12 protein-coding genes are annotated in these 12578 nt (G+C 71.1%); 7 read left to right on the forward strand and 5 right to left on the reverse strand.

The genetic code is table 11. The features are described 5' to 3' along the window. Positions 1-2: 2 nt before the first annotated feature. The 3 genes from ABZ471_RS32915 to ABZ471_RS32925 form a co-directional block, all read right to left on the reverse strand. Positions 3-755, reverse strand: coding sequence for a hypothetical protein (locus ABZ471_RS32915; protein WP_359071595.1), 753 nt, complete (start codon positions 753-755; stop codon positions 3-5). Positions 756-903: 148 nt separating this feature from the next. Then, positions 904-1197, reverse strand: coding sequence for an MTH1187 family thiamine-binding protein (locus ABZ471_RS32920; protein ID WP_359071596.1), 294 nt, complete (start codon positions 1195-1197; stop codon positions 904-906). Continuing rightward, entirely contained in the window at positions 1194-1538 is a 345-nt protein-coding gene (locus tag ABZ471_RS32925) for a DUF3817 domain-containing protein (protein WP_359071598.1), read from the reverse strand. Before ABZ471_RS32925 ends, ABZ471_RS32920 begins: the two co-directional genes overlap by 4 nt. A gap of 203 nt (positions 1539-1741) precedes the next feature. Here ABZ471_RS32925 and ABZ471_RS32930 point away from each other — a divergent pair, with 203 nt between their 5' ends. From ABZ471_RS32930 to ABZ471_RS32945, 4 genes are all read left to right on the forward strand, one after another. Then, on the forward strand, positions 1742-2374 hold the full coding sequence (locus tag ABZ471_RS32930; protein WP_359071616.1) for an AIM24 family protein: 633 nt from the start codon (positions 1742-1744) through the stop codon (positions 2372-2374). A gap of 1 nt (position 2375) precedes the next feature. Beyond that, positions 2376-3026: an AIM24 family protein gene (locus ABZ471_RS32935; protein WP_359071600.1), complete on the forward strand. Its 651-nt coding sequence runs from the start codon at positions 2376-2378 to the stop codon at positions 3024-3026. Beyond that, a complete protein-coding gene (locus tag ABZ471_RS32940; RefSeq protein WP_359071601.1) occupies positions 3023-3829 on the forward strand; it encodes an AIM24 family protein in 807 nt (268 codons plus the stop codon). The genes ABZ471_RS32935 and ABZ471_RS32940 overlap by 4 nt, the downstream gene beginning before the upstream one ends. Positions 3830-3921: 92 nt before the next feature. Then, the gene (locus tag ABZ471_RS32945) at positions 3922-4398 is read left to right on the forward strand and encodes a MarR family transcriptional regulator (RefSeq protein WP_359071602.1); all 477 of its coding nucleotides are present in this window, start codon (positions 3922-3924) and stop codon (positions 4396-4398) included. A gap of 118 nt (positions 4399-4516) precedes the next feature. On the opposite strand, the gene meaB is transcribed toward ABZ471_RS32945, so the two are convergent. Beyond that, positions 4517-5473: a methylmalonyl Co-A mutase-associated GTPase MeaB gene (gene meaB, locus ABZ471_RS32950; RefSeq protein ID WP_359071603.1), complete on the reverse strand. Its 957-nt coding sequence runs from the start codon at positions 5471-5473 to the stop codon at positions 4517-4519. 37 nt (positions 5474-5510) lie between these two features. Further along, on the reverse strand, positions 5511-6710 hold the full coding sequence (locus tag ABZ471_RS32955; protein WP_359071605.1) for an acetyl-CoA C-acetyltransferase: 1200 nt from the start codon (positions 6708-6710) through the stop codon (positions 5511-5513). Between the two features lie 148 nt (positions 6711-6858). On the opposite strand from ABZ471_RS32955, the gene mce reads away from it, so the two are divergent. The 3 genes from mce (at position 6859) to ABZ471_RS32970 (ending at position 12474) form a co-directional block, all read left to right on the forward strand. Further along, positions 6859-7299, forward strand: coding sequence for a methylmalonyl-CoA epimerase (mce, locus tag ABZ471_RS32960; protein ID WP_145883619.1), 441 nt, complete (start codon positions 6859-6861; stop codon positions 7297-7299). 206 nt (positions 7300-7505) lie between these two features. Beyond that, positions 7506-11354, forward strand: coding sequence for a polarized growth protein Scy (gene scy, locus ABZ471_RS32965; RefSeq protein ID WP_359071608.1), 3849 nt, complete (start codon positions 7506-7508; stop codon positions 11352-11354). A 184-nt stretch (positions 11355-11538) separates the two neighbouring features. Next, complete coding sequence (locus tag ABZ471_RS32970) at positions 11539-12474, forward strand: cellulose-binding protein (protein WP_359071610.1); 936 nt, start codon at positions 11539-11541, stop codon at positions 12472-12474. Positions 12475-12578 lie beyond the last annotated feature (104 nt).

The following is a 12578-nucleotide window of genomic DNA, read 5'->3' on the forward strand; positions in this document are numbered from 1 at the left end:
GGTCATCCGAGCTTCTCCAGGGTGTGCAGGAGGCGGGGTGCGCGCGCCTGGGTGACCGGGGCGCGCAGGCAGCGGCGGGCCGCCGGGGTGCAGGCGAGCGGCGCCTTGAGGAGGGCGAGCGACATCGCGACCACCAGCAGCAGCGGGCACAGGTAGGCCACGGTGGCCCCGAACGGGCCGAACACGTGGATGCTGGACTCCAGCCCCAGACCGGTCAGGCACACCGTGAGTACCAGCGCGCGGACCGCCAGCTCGGCCAGCCAGTTGACGAGGGCCCGCTCGGGAACGATGCCCCGCTCCAGCCACAGCCGCAGCCGGTCGAAGGACCAGGCGGTCGCCCAGCCCATCAGCGGCCGGAACACCAGCCGGTCGGCGAGCGCGCCGAAGGCGCCCCAGCGGGGGCGGTAGTCGTAGCCGGTGAGGAAGCGGACGCCGTGCGCCTCGGGCACGTACCGCCAGTAGCCGCTGCCCTCGGCGAGCAGCGAGAGGGGGTGCGGGGAGGCGAAGCGCAGGGCGGAGGTGCGGGTGCCGTCGGGGCGCTCCTTCTCGCCCGCGGCGACTCCGGTGCCGGACACGGTGAGGAACGGCAGGACGCGCACGGCGTACCGGAAGCGCTGCGGCTCGCCCTCCGCGCGCGGGAGGTAGTCGATCTCGGTGAACCGCAGGTCCCAGCGCTGGTGCTGGGAGGGGTCCTGGGTGCGCGCCCAGAGATCGTCCAGGTCGGCGCGGATATGCGCCTCTATATAGAGACCCATGCTGTTCCCCCACGTCAGAGTGGAGTTTGAGCAAATGCTCAAACTGTCTGAGAGGGAAAGTACACCTCTTTGAGCGATCGCTCAAAGGCCGGGACGGACAAAACCCCGGCCCACCGGGGCCGGGGTTTCGCGCGCGAGTCGGCCGGAGCTACTGCGCCAGGTGCCGCTCGACGGTCTCGACCTTGGAGGTCAGTCCGTCGGTCACGCCGGGCCGGATGTCGGCCTTCAGGACGAGCGACACCCGCGGGGCCCGCTCCTCGACGGCGGCCACGGCCCGTTTGACGACGTCCATGACCTCGTCCCACTCCCCCTCGATCGAGGTGAACATGGCGTCGGTGCGGTTGGGCAGGCCCGACTCGCGCACCACACGGACGGCGTCGGCGACGTACTCCCCCACGTCCTCGCCGACACCCAGGGGCGTCACGGAGAAGGCGACGATCATGCGTTCACGACCCCTTCCTTACGGGCGCGTGCCGCGATGACCGCACTCTCGGCCTCACGGCGCAGCTTGCGCTCCGCGAAGAAGCCGCCGGTGGGCAGCACGGAGAGGACGAAGTAGAGGGCCGCGGTCCCGAAGCTCCACTTGGTGCGGTTCCAGGCGTCCGCCCAGAAGATCACGTACAGGACGAACAGCACGCCGTGGACCGCACCCATCACCGGCACCGCGTTGAAGTCCGTGGTCCGCTTCAGGACCGAGCAGACGAGCAGGATGAGGAAGGACACGGCCTCCGGCGCCGAGACCAGGCGGAGGCGGCGGAGGGCAGTGGCGGTCTTGAGGTCCACGGGTCACCTTCGGTGGGAGTCGCTGAGGGCTCGGTCGTTTCGTGACCGACGTCGTGATCCGCTTGGCGATCCGCTTTGTGAACGGAAGCACAAGCGTTCGCCCATTGTGGCAAACGGTGTCCCTAGGGGTGCGGTCAGGGTCGCTCTCCACCTACGGGGCCTGTTCCGTCCACCCGCGTCGCCGCTACTTTCACAGCGTGGCGATGTTCCGGCTCCAAGGGAGCAAGGTCCTCGCCGTCGACATGACCGGGGACGCCGTCAAAGCGAAGAACGGCTCGATGGTCGCGTACGACGGGCAGATGGCCTTCAAGAAGCTGAGCGGTGGCGGCGAGGGGCTGCGCGGGATGGTGACCCGGCGGCTCACGGGCGAGCAGATGACGGTGATGGAGGTGAGGGGGCAGGGCACCTGCTGGTTCGCGGACCGTGCCTCGGAGATCAATCTCGTGCAGCTCCAGGGCGACAGGCTCTACGTCGAGTCGAGCAACCTGCTCGCGACCGACGCGGGACTCAGGACGGGCACGACGTTCACCGGACTGCGCGGCGCCTCGCAGGGCAACGGCCTGTTCACGACGACCGTCGAGGGGCACGGACAGGCGGCGATCATCTCCGACGGTCCGGCCGTGGTGCTCCGGGTCAGCCCGCAGTACCCGCTGATCGTCGACCCGGGCGCCTACATCGCCCACCAGGGGAACGTGCGGCAGTCCTTCCAGTCCGGTGTGACGTTCCGCACGCTCCTGGGGGAGGGCGGCGGCGAGGCCTTCCAGATCCGCTTCGAGGGCGACGGTCTGGTCTATGTGCAGCCGAGCGAGCGGAACACGATCGCGGGGGACCTGTGAGATGAGCTTCCGTGAGATCAACTCCAAGATGGTCGAGGCGACCGTGGCACCCGGGCAGCGGGTGTTCAGCCAGCGCGGGGCGATGCTCGCCTACAAGGGGGACGTGTCCTTCACGCCCAACCTCCAGGGCGGCCAGGGCGGGCTGATGTCCATGCTCGGGCGGCGGGTGGCCGGCGAGGCGACCCCGCTGATGACCGTCGAGGGCAGCGGCACCGTCTTCTTCGGGCACGGCGGCCACCACGTGCACGTCATCGGCCTCACCGGCGACACCCTCTACGTCGAGGCCGACCGGCTGCTCGCCTTCGAGGGCACCCTGCAGCAGGGCACGATGTTCATGGGCTCGCAGGGCGGGGTCATGGGCCTGGTCCGGGGCCAGGTCACCGGGCAGGGCCTGTTCACCACCACCCTCCAGGGGCACGGCTCGGTGGCCGTGATGGCGCACGGCGGCGTCTTCGAGATCCCGATCACGCCCCAGCGCCCGGTCCATGTGGACCCGCAGGCGTACGTCGCCCACCACGGCGACGTCCGCAACAAGCTGTCCACCGCGCTCGGCTGGCGCGACATGGTGGGCCGCGGCTCCGGCGAGGCGTTCCAGCTGGAGCTGAGCGGCAACGGCACGGTGTTCGTCCAGGCCTCGGAGGAGAAGCTGTGAGCGCGTACGGAACCCCCGGCGGCCCGGTGGTGTACGACCCCCTGACCCTCCCCACCGACGACAACGTGAACAAGTACACGTTCTGCGTGGAGCTCAAGAGCGGGCAGTGGTTCCTGCAGAAGGGGAAGATGATCGCCTACTACGGGTCGATCGAGTTCAACGGCGTCGGGCACGGCCGACTCGACCGACTTGTCCGCACCTCGTTCCATTCGCCACTGCACGCGAGCGACTGGGTCGTGGCGGAGGGCTCCGGCAAGATGCTGCTGGCCGACCGGGCCTTCGACGTCAACTCCTACGACCTGGACGACGGGAACTTGACCATTCGCGCGGGCAACCTGCTCGCTTTTCAGCCAAGTCTCGCGCTCAAACAATCGATCGTGCCAGGTTTTCTGACCCTTATCGGAACCGGCAAGTTTGTGGCCGCATCTAACGGGCCGGTGGTGTTCATGGAACCTCCGATCCGGGTGGACCCGCAGGCGCTGGTCGGGTGGGCCGACTGCCCGTCACCCTGTCATCACTACGACCACGGGTACCTGACGGGCGTCATGGGCGGTCTACGTGCGATGACGGGCCTGGGCGGGGCCTCCGGCGAGGAGCACCAGTTCGAGTTCGTGGGGGCCGGGACGGTCCTGCTGCAGTCGAGCGAGGCCCTCATGGCCGAGCAGGCCACGGGAGCGGTTCCGTCCCAACCGGGGGTGCCCGGCGGTGGCGGAGCGGCACCGGGTGGACACGGTCCGCAATCGTCGGCCGTACCGCGCCTTCCCGGACAGCTGGGGGACCTCCAGCGTCGCTTCGGGCTGTGAGCGGTAGTCTGCGGAGTGTGACGTCGAACGCGTGCGCACTGTCACACCACCCGAAGTAGTTCGTCATTCAACTTCTTAGGTAGACTTCATACATGGAGACCGAGACGGCCACGCGCTGGCTGACCGATGCGGAGCAGTGCGCCTGGCGCACCCACCTGGAGGTCAACAGGCTGTTGACGTATCAGCTCGAAAAGGATCTGCAGCCGTTCGGCCTGACGATGAATGACTACGAGATCCTCGTGAACCTCTCCGAGTCGGAAGACGTGCGGATGCGGATGAGCGACCTGGCCTCCGCCACCCTGCAGTCCAAGAGCCGGCTCTCGCACCAGATCACACGCATGGAGAACGCGAACCTGGTGCGGCGCGAGAACTGCGAGTCCGATCGGCGGGGGCTGTACGCGGTGCTGACGGAGCACGGCATGGAGACGATGAAGAAGGTCGCACCGCACCACGTGGCATCGGTGCGGCGGCACTTCATCGACCTGTTGTCGCCGGAGGCGTTGATAGAGCTGGACAAGGGACTGAAGCCGATCGCCGACCACCTGAGGGGACAGCGGGGTCGCCCCTGAGTCCGACGGCGGCCTCCAGGGTGTCGGGGGACCCGACACCCTGGAGGCTGTCCCGGAGTGGCGGCCTGCGCGCCGCCCGGTCCCCGGACTCCCGGGTACCGGACCGCAGCGGGCCGGCTCAGCCCTCGGTCAGACCCGTCACCAGTTCGTCGGCCGCGCGGTACGGGTCCAGGTCGCCTGCCACGATGCGTTCCGCCAGGGCGTCCAGGCGGCGGTCGCCGTGGAGGTCGCCGATGCGTTCGCGCAGGGCCGTGACCGCGATCGTCTCCACCTCGCGGGCCGCGCGGGCCTTGCGGCGTTCGGTGAGGACGCCCCGCTCCTCCATCCAGGCACGGTGCTTCTCCAGGGCCTCGACCACCTCGTCCACGCCCTCCGCGCGGGCCGCGACCGTCTTGACGATGGGCGGCCGCCAGTCGCCGGGGCCGCGGGACTCGCCCAGGCCGAGCATGTGGTTCAGTTCGCGGGCCGTGGCGTCGGCGCCGTCGCGGTCGGCCTTGTTGACGACGTAGACGTCGCCGATCTCGAGAATGCCGGCCTTGGCGGCCTGGATGCCGTCGCCCATGCCGGGCGCCAGGAGGACGACGGAGGTGTCGGCCTGGGAGGCGATCTCGACCTCCGACTGGCCGACGCCGACCGTCTCGACCAGGATCACGTCGCAGCCGGCCGCGTCCAGGACACGGATCGCCTGCGGGGCGGCCCAGGCGAGGCCGCCCAGGTGACCCCGGGTCGCCATGGAGCGGATGTAGACGCCGGGGTCGGAGGCGTGGTCCGACATACGCACCCGGTCGCCGAGCAGGGCGCCGCCGGAGAAGGGGGACGACGGGTCGACGGCCAGGACGCCGACCCGTTTGCCCTGTTTGCGATACGCCGTGACGAGGGCGGAGGTGGAGGTGGACTTGCCGACGCCGGGCGAGCCGGTCAGGCCCACCACGTACGCGTTGCCGGTCAGCGGGGCGAGCGCCGCCATGACCTCCCTGAGCTGCGGGGACGCCCCCTCCACCAGGGAGATCAGCCGGGCCACGGCCCGCGGCCGGCCTTCCCTGGCCTGGGCCACCAGAGAGGAGACGTCCTGCATCAAACAGCTCCGTTCACTTCGCAGACGTAACTGGAAATCAGGCCTTCGGTACCCGCACGACCAGCGCGTCGCCCTGGCCGCCGCCACCGCACAGCGCGGCCGCGCCGACGCCGCCGCCGCGCCGCTTCAGCTCCAGCGCCAAGTGGAGCACGAGCCGGGCGCCGGACATACCGATCGGGTGACCCAGAGCGATCGCGCCGCCGTTGACGTTCACCTTTTCCGTGGACACGCCGAGGTCCTTCATTGACTGCACGGCGACCGCGCCGAAGGCCTCGTTGATCTCGATGAGGTCGAGGTCGGAGACCTCCAGGCCCTCCTTCTTCAGGGCGTGCCGGATGGCGTTGGACGGCTGGGACTGGAGGGAGTTGTCCGGGCCGGCGACATTGCCGTGGGCGCCGATCTCGGCGAGCCACTCCAGGCCCAGCTCCTCGGCCTTGGCCTTGCTCATCACGACCACGGCCGCCGCACCGTCCGAGATCTGCGAGGAGGTGCCGGCCGTGATGGTGCCGTCCTTGGCGAAGGCCGGCCGCAGCTTGGCCAGCGACTCGACGGTGGTGTCGCCACGGATGCCCTCGTCCTTGCTGAAGACGACCGGCTCGCCCTTGCGCTGCGGGATCTCGACCGGCGTGATCTCGGCCTCGAAGATGCCGTTCTTCTGCGCGGCGGCGGCCCGCTGGTGGGAGAGTGCGGCGATCTCGTCCTGCTCGGGGCGGGCGATGCCGAGGCGCGTGTTGTGCTTCTCGGTCGACGCGCCCATGGCGATGCCCTCGAAGGAGTCGGTCAGGCCGTCGTAGGCCATCGCGTCGAGCATCTCCACCGCGCCGTACTTGTAGCCCTCGCGGGACTTCGGGAGCAGGTGGGGGGCGTTGGTCATCGACTCCTGGCCGCCGGCGACCACGATGTCGAACTCACCGGCGCGGATCAGCTGGTCGGCGAGGGCGATCGCGTCCAGGCCGGACAGACACACCTTGTTGATGGTGAGCGCCGGGACGCTCATCGGGATGCCGGCCTTGACGGCGGCCTGGCGCGCCGGGATCTGCCCCGCCCCGGCCTGGAGCACCTGGCCCATGATCACGTACTGCACCTGGTCGCCGCCGATCCCCGCACGGTCGAGGGCGGCCTTGATCGCGAAGCCGCCGAGGTCGGCTCCCGAGAAGGACTTCAGCGAGCCCAGCAACCGTCCCATGGGCGTACGGGCGCCCGCGACGATCACAGAGTTGGTCGTTCCAGAAGGCATGAGCTGCGATCCCCTTACCGGCTGCACAGCCGAGGAGTGAACGAGGGTTTACTTCGAATGTACTGAGCGGTAGTCCACGCCGTCATCGGGCCGCCGGTGTGATCGCGCGCACGTTGCGTAACCACCTCCGTAGCGCTGCACTGATTCCATGCTGACGCGAATCGACCACATCGGGATCGCCTGCCACGACCTCGACGCCACCGTCGAGTTCTACAAGGCCACGTACGGCTTCGAGGTGTTCCACACCGAGGTCAACGAGGAGCAGGGCGTGCGGGAGGCCATGCTCAAGATCAACGAGACGTCCGACGGCGGCGCCTCCTACCTCCAGCTCCTGGAGCCGACCCGCGAGGACTCCGCGGTCGGCAAGTGGCTGGCGAAGAACGGGGAGGGCGTCCACCACATCGCCTTCGGTACGGCAGACGTCGACGGGGACTCCGAGGAGATCCGCGGCAAGGGCGTACGCGTTCTGTACGACGAGCCACGACGCGGCTCCATGGGGTCGCGGATCACCTTCCTGCACCCCAAGGACTGCCACGGTGTCCTGACAGAACTGGTCACTTCGGCCCCGGTTGAGTCGCCCGAGCACTGACCCGCGTACATATGGGCCGGTAGGGTTGGGGGTGGTCGTCGCCACAACCGGGGCGACCGCATGCCGGGGTCCGGGTTTCGGGGGACGAGCGTCGGGGCAGCAGCCCGTGCTCCGCCGTTGATCTGACACCATTCCCCGGGGGCCCCGTTCGGCGGATGGACGGAGCTCGTTGGAGAAGCTGACCAGGGGACGGATGGGACCGCGCAGTGCGGGGCTACGAGAGCCAGGAGCCAGAGCCGGCGGCTGACGTCGACCACCTCTCTCGGTTCGAGGCCGAGATGAAGCGGCTGAAGACCGAGCGGGAAAAGGCGATCCAGCACGCCGAGGACCTCGGCTACCAGGTCGAGGTGCTGCGCGCCAAGCTGCACGAGGCGCGGCGCACCCTGATGACCCGGCCCGCCTATGACGGCGGTGACATCGGCTATCAAGCCGAGCAGTTGCTCCGCAATGCCCAGATCCAGGCCGATCAGCTGCGCCAGGACGCCGAGCGGGAGCTGAGCCAGGCCCGCGCGCAGACCCAGCGCATCCTGCAGGAGCACGCCGAGCAGGCCGCCCGGCTCCAGGCCGAGCTGCACCAGGAGGCGGTCACCCGCCGGCAGCAGCTGGACCAGGAGCTGGCCGAGCGCCGACAGACCGTCGAGTCGCACGTCAACGAGAACGTGGCGTGGGCCGAGCAGCTGCGCGCCCGCACGGAGTCCCAGGCGCGCAGGCTGCTGGACGAGTCCCGCGCCGAGGCCGACCAGGCGATGGCCGCCGCCCGCGCGGAGACCGAGCGGCTGACCACCGAGGCCCGGCAGCGGCTGCAGAGCGACGCCGAGACGGCCCGCACGGAGGCCGATCAGATCCTGCGCCGCGCCCGCACGGACGCCGAGCGGCTGCTGAACGCGGCGTCCACCCAGGCCCAGGAAGCCACCGACCACGCCGAGCAGCTGCGCACCTCCACCGTCAGCGAGTCGGACGCGGCCCGCCGCCAGTCGGCCGAGCTGAGCCGGGCCGCCGAGGAGCGCATGACGCAGGCCGAGGAGGCGCTGCGCAAGGCGCAGTCCGAGGCCGAGAAGCTGGTCACGGAGGCCGAGCAGGCCGCCGCCAAGACGCTGTCGAGCGCCGAGGCCGCCAACGAGACCCGTACGCGCACCGCCAAGGAGCAGGTCGCCCGGCTGGTCGATGAGGCCACCAAGGAGGCCGAGAACACCAAGTCCGAGGCCGAGCAGCTGGTCGCCGACGCGCGTGCCGAGGCCGAGAAGATCGTCGCGGAGGCCGCCGAGAAGGCCCGCACGATCACCGCCGAGGAGAGCGCCACCCAGCTGTCCAAGGCCGCCAAGACCGCCGAGGACGTCCTCACCAAGGCGTCGGAGGAGGCCAAGAACACCACCAAGGCCGCGGCCGAGGAGGCCGAGCGGATCCGCACCGAGGCCGAGGCCGAGGCGGACCGGCTGCGTGCCGAGGCGCATGACATCGCCGAGCAGCTCAAGGGCGCGGCGAAGGACGACACCAAGGAGTACCGCGCCAAGACGGTCGAGCTGCAGGAGGAGGCCCGCCGGCTGCGCGGCGACGCCGAGCAGCTGCGCGCCGACGCGGTCGCCGAGGGCGAGTCCATCCGCGCCGAGGCCCGCCGCGAGGCCGTGGCGCAGATCGAGGAGGCGGCCAGGTCCGCCGAGGAGCTGCTGACCAAGGCCAAGGCGGACGCCGACGCGCTGCGCCAGAAGGCGACCTCGGACAGCGAGAAGGTCCGCACCGAGGCCATCGAGCGGGCCACCACGCTGCGCCGGCAGGCCGAGGAGACCCTGGAGCGCACCCGCAAGGAGGCCGACCGGCTCCGCGAGGAGGCCGGCGAGCAGGCCGAGACGGTCAGGTCGGACGCCGAGCAGGCCGCGCGCGAGCTGCGCGAGGAGACCGAGCGGGCGGTCGAGGCCCGTCGTGCGGAGGCCGCCGAGGACCTGACCCGGCTCCAGACGGAGACCCAGGAGCGGCTGGCGGCGGCCGAGCAGGCGCTCGCCGACGCCCGCGAGGAGGCGGCCCGGATCCGCCGGGAGGCCGGCGAGGAGACCGAGCGGCTGCGCGCCGAGTCCGCCGAGCGGATCCGTACGCTCCAGCAGCAGGCCGAGGCCGAGGCCGAGCGGCTGCGCACGGAGGCCGCGTCCGACGCGGCCGCCTCGCGCGCCGAGGGCGAGGCACTCGCCGTTCGCCTGCGTTCGGAGGCCGCGGCCGAGGCCGAGCGGCTGAAGGCGGAGGCCCAGGACACCGCCGACCGGGTCCGCGCGGAGGCCCAGGCCGCCGCCGAGCGGCTCGGCACCGAGGCGTCCGAGACGCTGGCCGCCGCCCAGGAGGAGGCCGCCCGGCGCCGCCGCGAGGCCGAGGAGCTGCTCGGTGCCGCGCGGGGCGAGGCCGACCAGGAGCGCGAGCGGGCCCGCGAGCAGAGCGAGGAGCTGCTGGCCTCGGCGCGCAAGCGGGTGGAGGACGCACAGGCCGAGGCGGTCCGGCTGGTCGAGGAGGCCGACCGGCGCGCCACGGAGATGGTGTCCGCCGCCGAGCAGCACGCCCAGCAGGTGCGGGACTCGGTCGCCGGGCTGCACGAGCAGGCGCAGGAGGAGATCACCGGGCTGCGTTCGGCCGCCGAGCACGCGGCGGACCGTGCCCGCAGGGAGGCCGAGGAGGAGGCGGACCGGGTCCGCTCCGACGCCTACGCCGAGCGGGAGCGGGCGAGCGAGGACGCGTCGCGGGTGCGGCGCGAGGCGAACGAGGAGGCGGAGGCCGCCAGGGCCCTCGCCGAGCGCACGGTCGCCGAGGCGATCGCGGAGTCCGAGCGACTGCGTTCGGACGCGGCCGCGCACGCCCAGCGGGTGCGCACGGAGGCGTCGGACGCGCTCGCCGAGGCGGACCAGGCATCGGCGCGCACCCGGGCGGACGCCCGCGAGGACGCCAACCGCATCCGCTCGGACGCGGCGACCCAGGCGGACACGCTCATCACCGAGGCGCGCAGCGAGGCGGAGCGCCTGCAGTCGGAGACCGTCGCCGAGGCGGACCGGGTCCGCGCCGAGGCCGTCGCGGGCGCCGAACAGCTCCTCTCGGACGCCACCGGCGAAGCCGAGCGGCTGCGTGCCGAGGCCGCCGAGACGGTCGGCTCGGCCCAGCAGCACGCGGAGCGGATGCGCGGCGAAGCCGAGCGGCTCAGGGCGGACGCGGCGGCGGAGGCCGAGCGACTGGTCAACTCCGCCCGCACGGAGGCCGAGCAGACCCTCGACGAGGCCCGCAAGGACGCCAACAAGCGGCGTTCGGAGGCGGCCGAGCAGGTCGACACGCTGATCACGGAGACCACGGCCGAGGCGGACAAGCTGCTCACCGAGGCCCAGCAGCAGGCGCTGAAGACCACCGCGGACGCGGAGTCGCAGGCCGACACGATGGTGGGCGCTGCCCGCAGCGAGGCCGAGCGGCTCGTCTCCGAGGCGACCGTCGAGGGCAACTCGCGGGTGGAGAAGGCCCGTACGGACGCGGACGAGCTGCTGGTCGGCGCCCGCCGGGACGCGACCGCCATAAGGGAGCGCGCGGAGGAACTGCGCGACCGCATCACCTCCGAGATCGAGGAGCTGCACGAGCGGGCCCGCCGCGAGGCCGCCGAGACCATGAAGTCCACCGGCGACCGCTGCGACGCGCTCATCACGGCGGCCGAGGAGCAGCTGGCCAAGGCGCAGGCGAAGGCCAAGGAGCTGGTCTCGGAGGCCAGCTCCGAGGCGGGCAAGGTCCGGATCGCCGCCGTCAAGAAGGCGGAGGGCCTGCTCAAGGAGGCCGAGCAGAAGAAGGCCACGCTGGTGAAGGAGGCCGAGGAGCTGAAGGCCGAGGCGATCCGCGAGGCCCGGCGCACGGTCGAGGAGGGCAAGCGCGAGCTGGAGGTCCTGATGCGCCGGCGCGAGGACATCAACGCCGAGATCTCCCGTGTCCAGGACGTCCTGGAGGCGTTGGAGTCCTTTGAGACCCCCTCGTCCGGCAAGGACGGCGGAGTCAAGGCGGGCGCCACCGTGGGCGCCCCCCGATCGGGTGGCAAACCCTCGGACGGCTAGCGCGGGCAGGCGCTTTCCGTGTCTCCTGGGGGGCTTTGGACCGGTATTTGGCAAGCCGTCCGACGGTCAGCCACTCAAAAGAGGTGTCATTCTCCAGATCAAACACGTATCCGCTCGATGACACACCGCTTCGGCCCCTAGGATTCCCCCTATCACCTCACCGGTCTCATTGGACAGGAACCCCATGAGCGACACTTCCCCCTACGGCTTCGAGCTTGTGCGGCGTGGGTACGACCGCGCTCAGGTGGACGAACGTATCTCCAAGCTCGTCTCCGACCGTGACAGCGCTCTCGCCCGCATCACCGCTCTGGAGAAGCGCATCGAGGAGCTCCACCTCGAGACACAGAACGCCCAGGCCCAGATCACCGACGCCGAGCCGTCGTACGCGGGCCTCGGCGCGCGGGTCGAGAAGATCCTGCGCCTCGCCGAAGAAGAGGCGAAGGACCTGCGTGAGGAGGCCCGGCGCGCGGCCGAGCAGCACCGCGAGCTCGCCGAGTCGGCGGCCCAGCAGGTGCGCAACGACGCAGAATCGTTCGCTGCAGAGCGCAAGGCCAAGGCCGAGGACGAGGGCGTCCGGATCGTCGAGAAGGCCAAGAGTGACGCCTCGCAGCTGCGCTCCGAGGCGCAGAAGGACGCGCAGTCCAAGCGTGAAGAGGCCGACGCCCTCTTCGAGGAGACCCGCGCCAAGGCCGCGCAGGCCGCCGCCGACTTCGAGACGAACCTGGCCAAGCGCCGCGAGCAGTCCGAGCGCGACCTGGCCTCCCGTCAGCAGAAGGCCGAGAAGCGCCTCGCCGAGATCGAGCACCGCGCCGAGCAGCTCCGCCTGGAGGCGGAGAAGCTGCGCACGGACGCCGAGCGCCGCGCCCGCCAGACGGTGGAGACGGCCCAGCGCCAGGCCGAGGACATCGTGGCCGACGCCAACGCCAAGGCCGACCGTATCCGCTCGGAATCCGAGCGCGAGCTGGCGGCTCTCACCAACCGCCGCGACAGCATCAACGCCCAGCTGACGAACGTCCGCGAGATGCTCGCCACCCTGACCGGCGCGGCCGTCGCCGCCGCGGGCACGCCGGCCGATGACGAGCCCATCTCTCGTGGGGTTCCGGCGCAGCAGTCCCGGTAAGAGGTCGTAGCTCAGCAGTACGGGCGGAGGCCCCCTGCCACTCCAGTGCCGTGGCGCACGCTCGGCTGGAAGTGGTGCACGCACACCAGAGGGGTGCCGTCGGT

Source organism: Streptomyces sp. NPDC005728, assembly GCF_040630895.1.
In the GTDB taxonomy this organism is placed as follows: domain Bacteria; phylum Actinomycetota; class Actinomycetes; order Streptomycetales; family Streptomycetaceae; genus Streptomyces.

Excerpts from the sequence above, each read along its gene's own strand:
- ABZ471_RS32915 (WP_359071595.1), bottom strand. The coding sequence starts at position 755 with ATGGGTCTCTATATAGAGGCGCATATCCGCGCCGACCTGGACGATCTC.
- ABZ471_RS32920 (WP_359071596.1), bottom strand. The coding sequence starts at position 1,197 with ATGATCGTCGCCTTCTCCGTGACGCCCCTGGGTGTCGGCGAGGACGTG.
- ABZ471_RS32930 (WP_359071616.1), top strand. The coding sequence starts at position 1,742 with ATGTTCCGGCTCCAAGGGAGCAAGGTCCTCGCCGTCGACATGACCGGG.
- ABZ471_RS32935 (WP_359071600.1), top strand. The coding sequence starts at position 2,376 with ATGAGCTTCCGTGAGATCAACTCCAAGATGGTCGAGGCGACCGTGGCA.
- ABZ471_RS32945 (WP_359071602.1), top strand. The coding sequence starts at position 3,922 with ATGGAGACCGAGACGGCCACGCGCTGGCTGACCGATGCGGAGCAGTGC.
- meaB (WP_359071603.1), bottom strand. The coding sequence starts at position 5,473 with ATGCAGGACGTCTCCTCTCTGGTGGCCCAGGCCAGGGAAGGCCGGCCG.
- ABZ471_RS32955 (WP_359071605.1), bottom strand. The coding sequence starts at position 6,710 with ATGCCTTCTGGAACGACCAACTCTGTGATCGTCGCGGGCGCCCGTACG.
- mce (WP_145883619.1), top strand. The coding sequence starts at position 6,859 with ATGCTGACGCGAATCGACCACATCGGGATCGCCTGCCACGACCTCGAC.
- ABZ471_RS32970 (WP_359071610.1), top strand. The coding sequence starts at position 11,539 with ATGAGCGACACTTCCCCCTACGGCTTCGAGCTTGTGCGGCGTGGGTAC.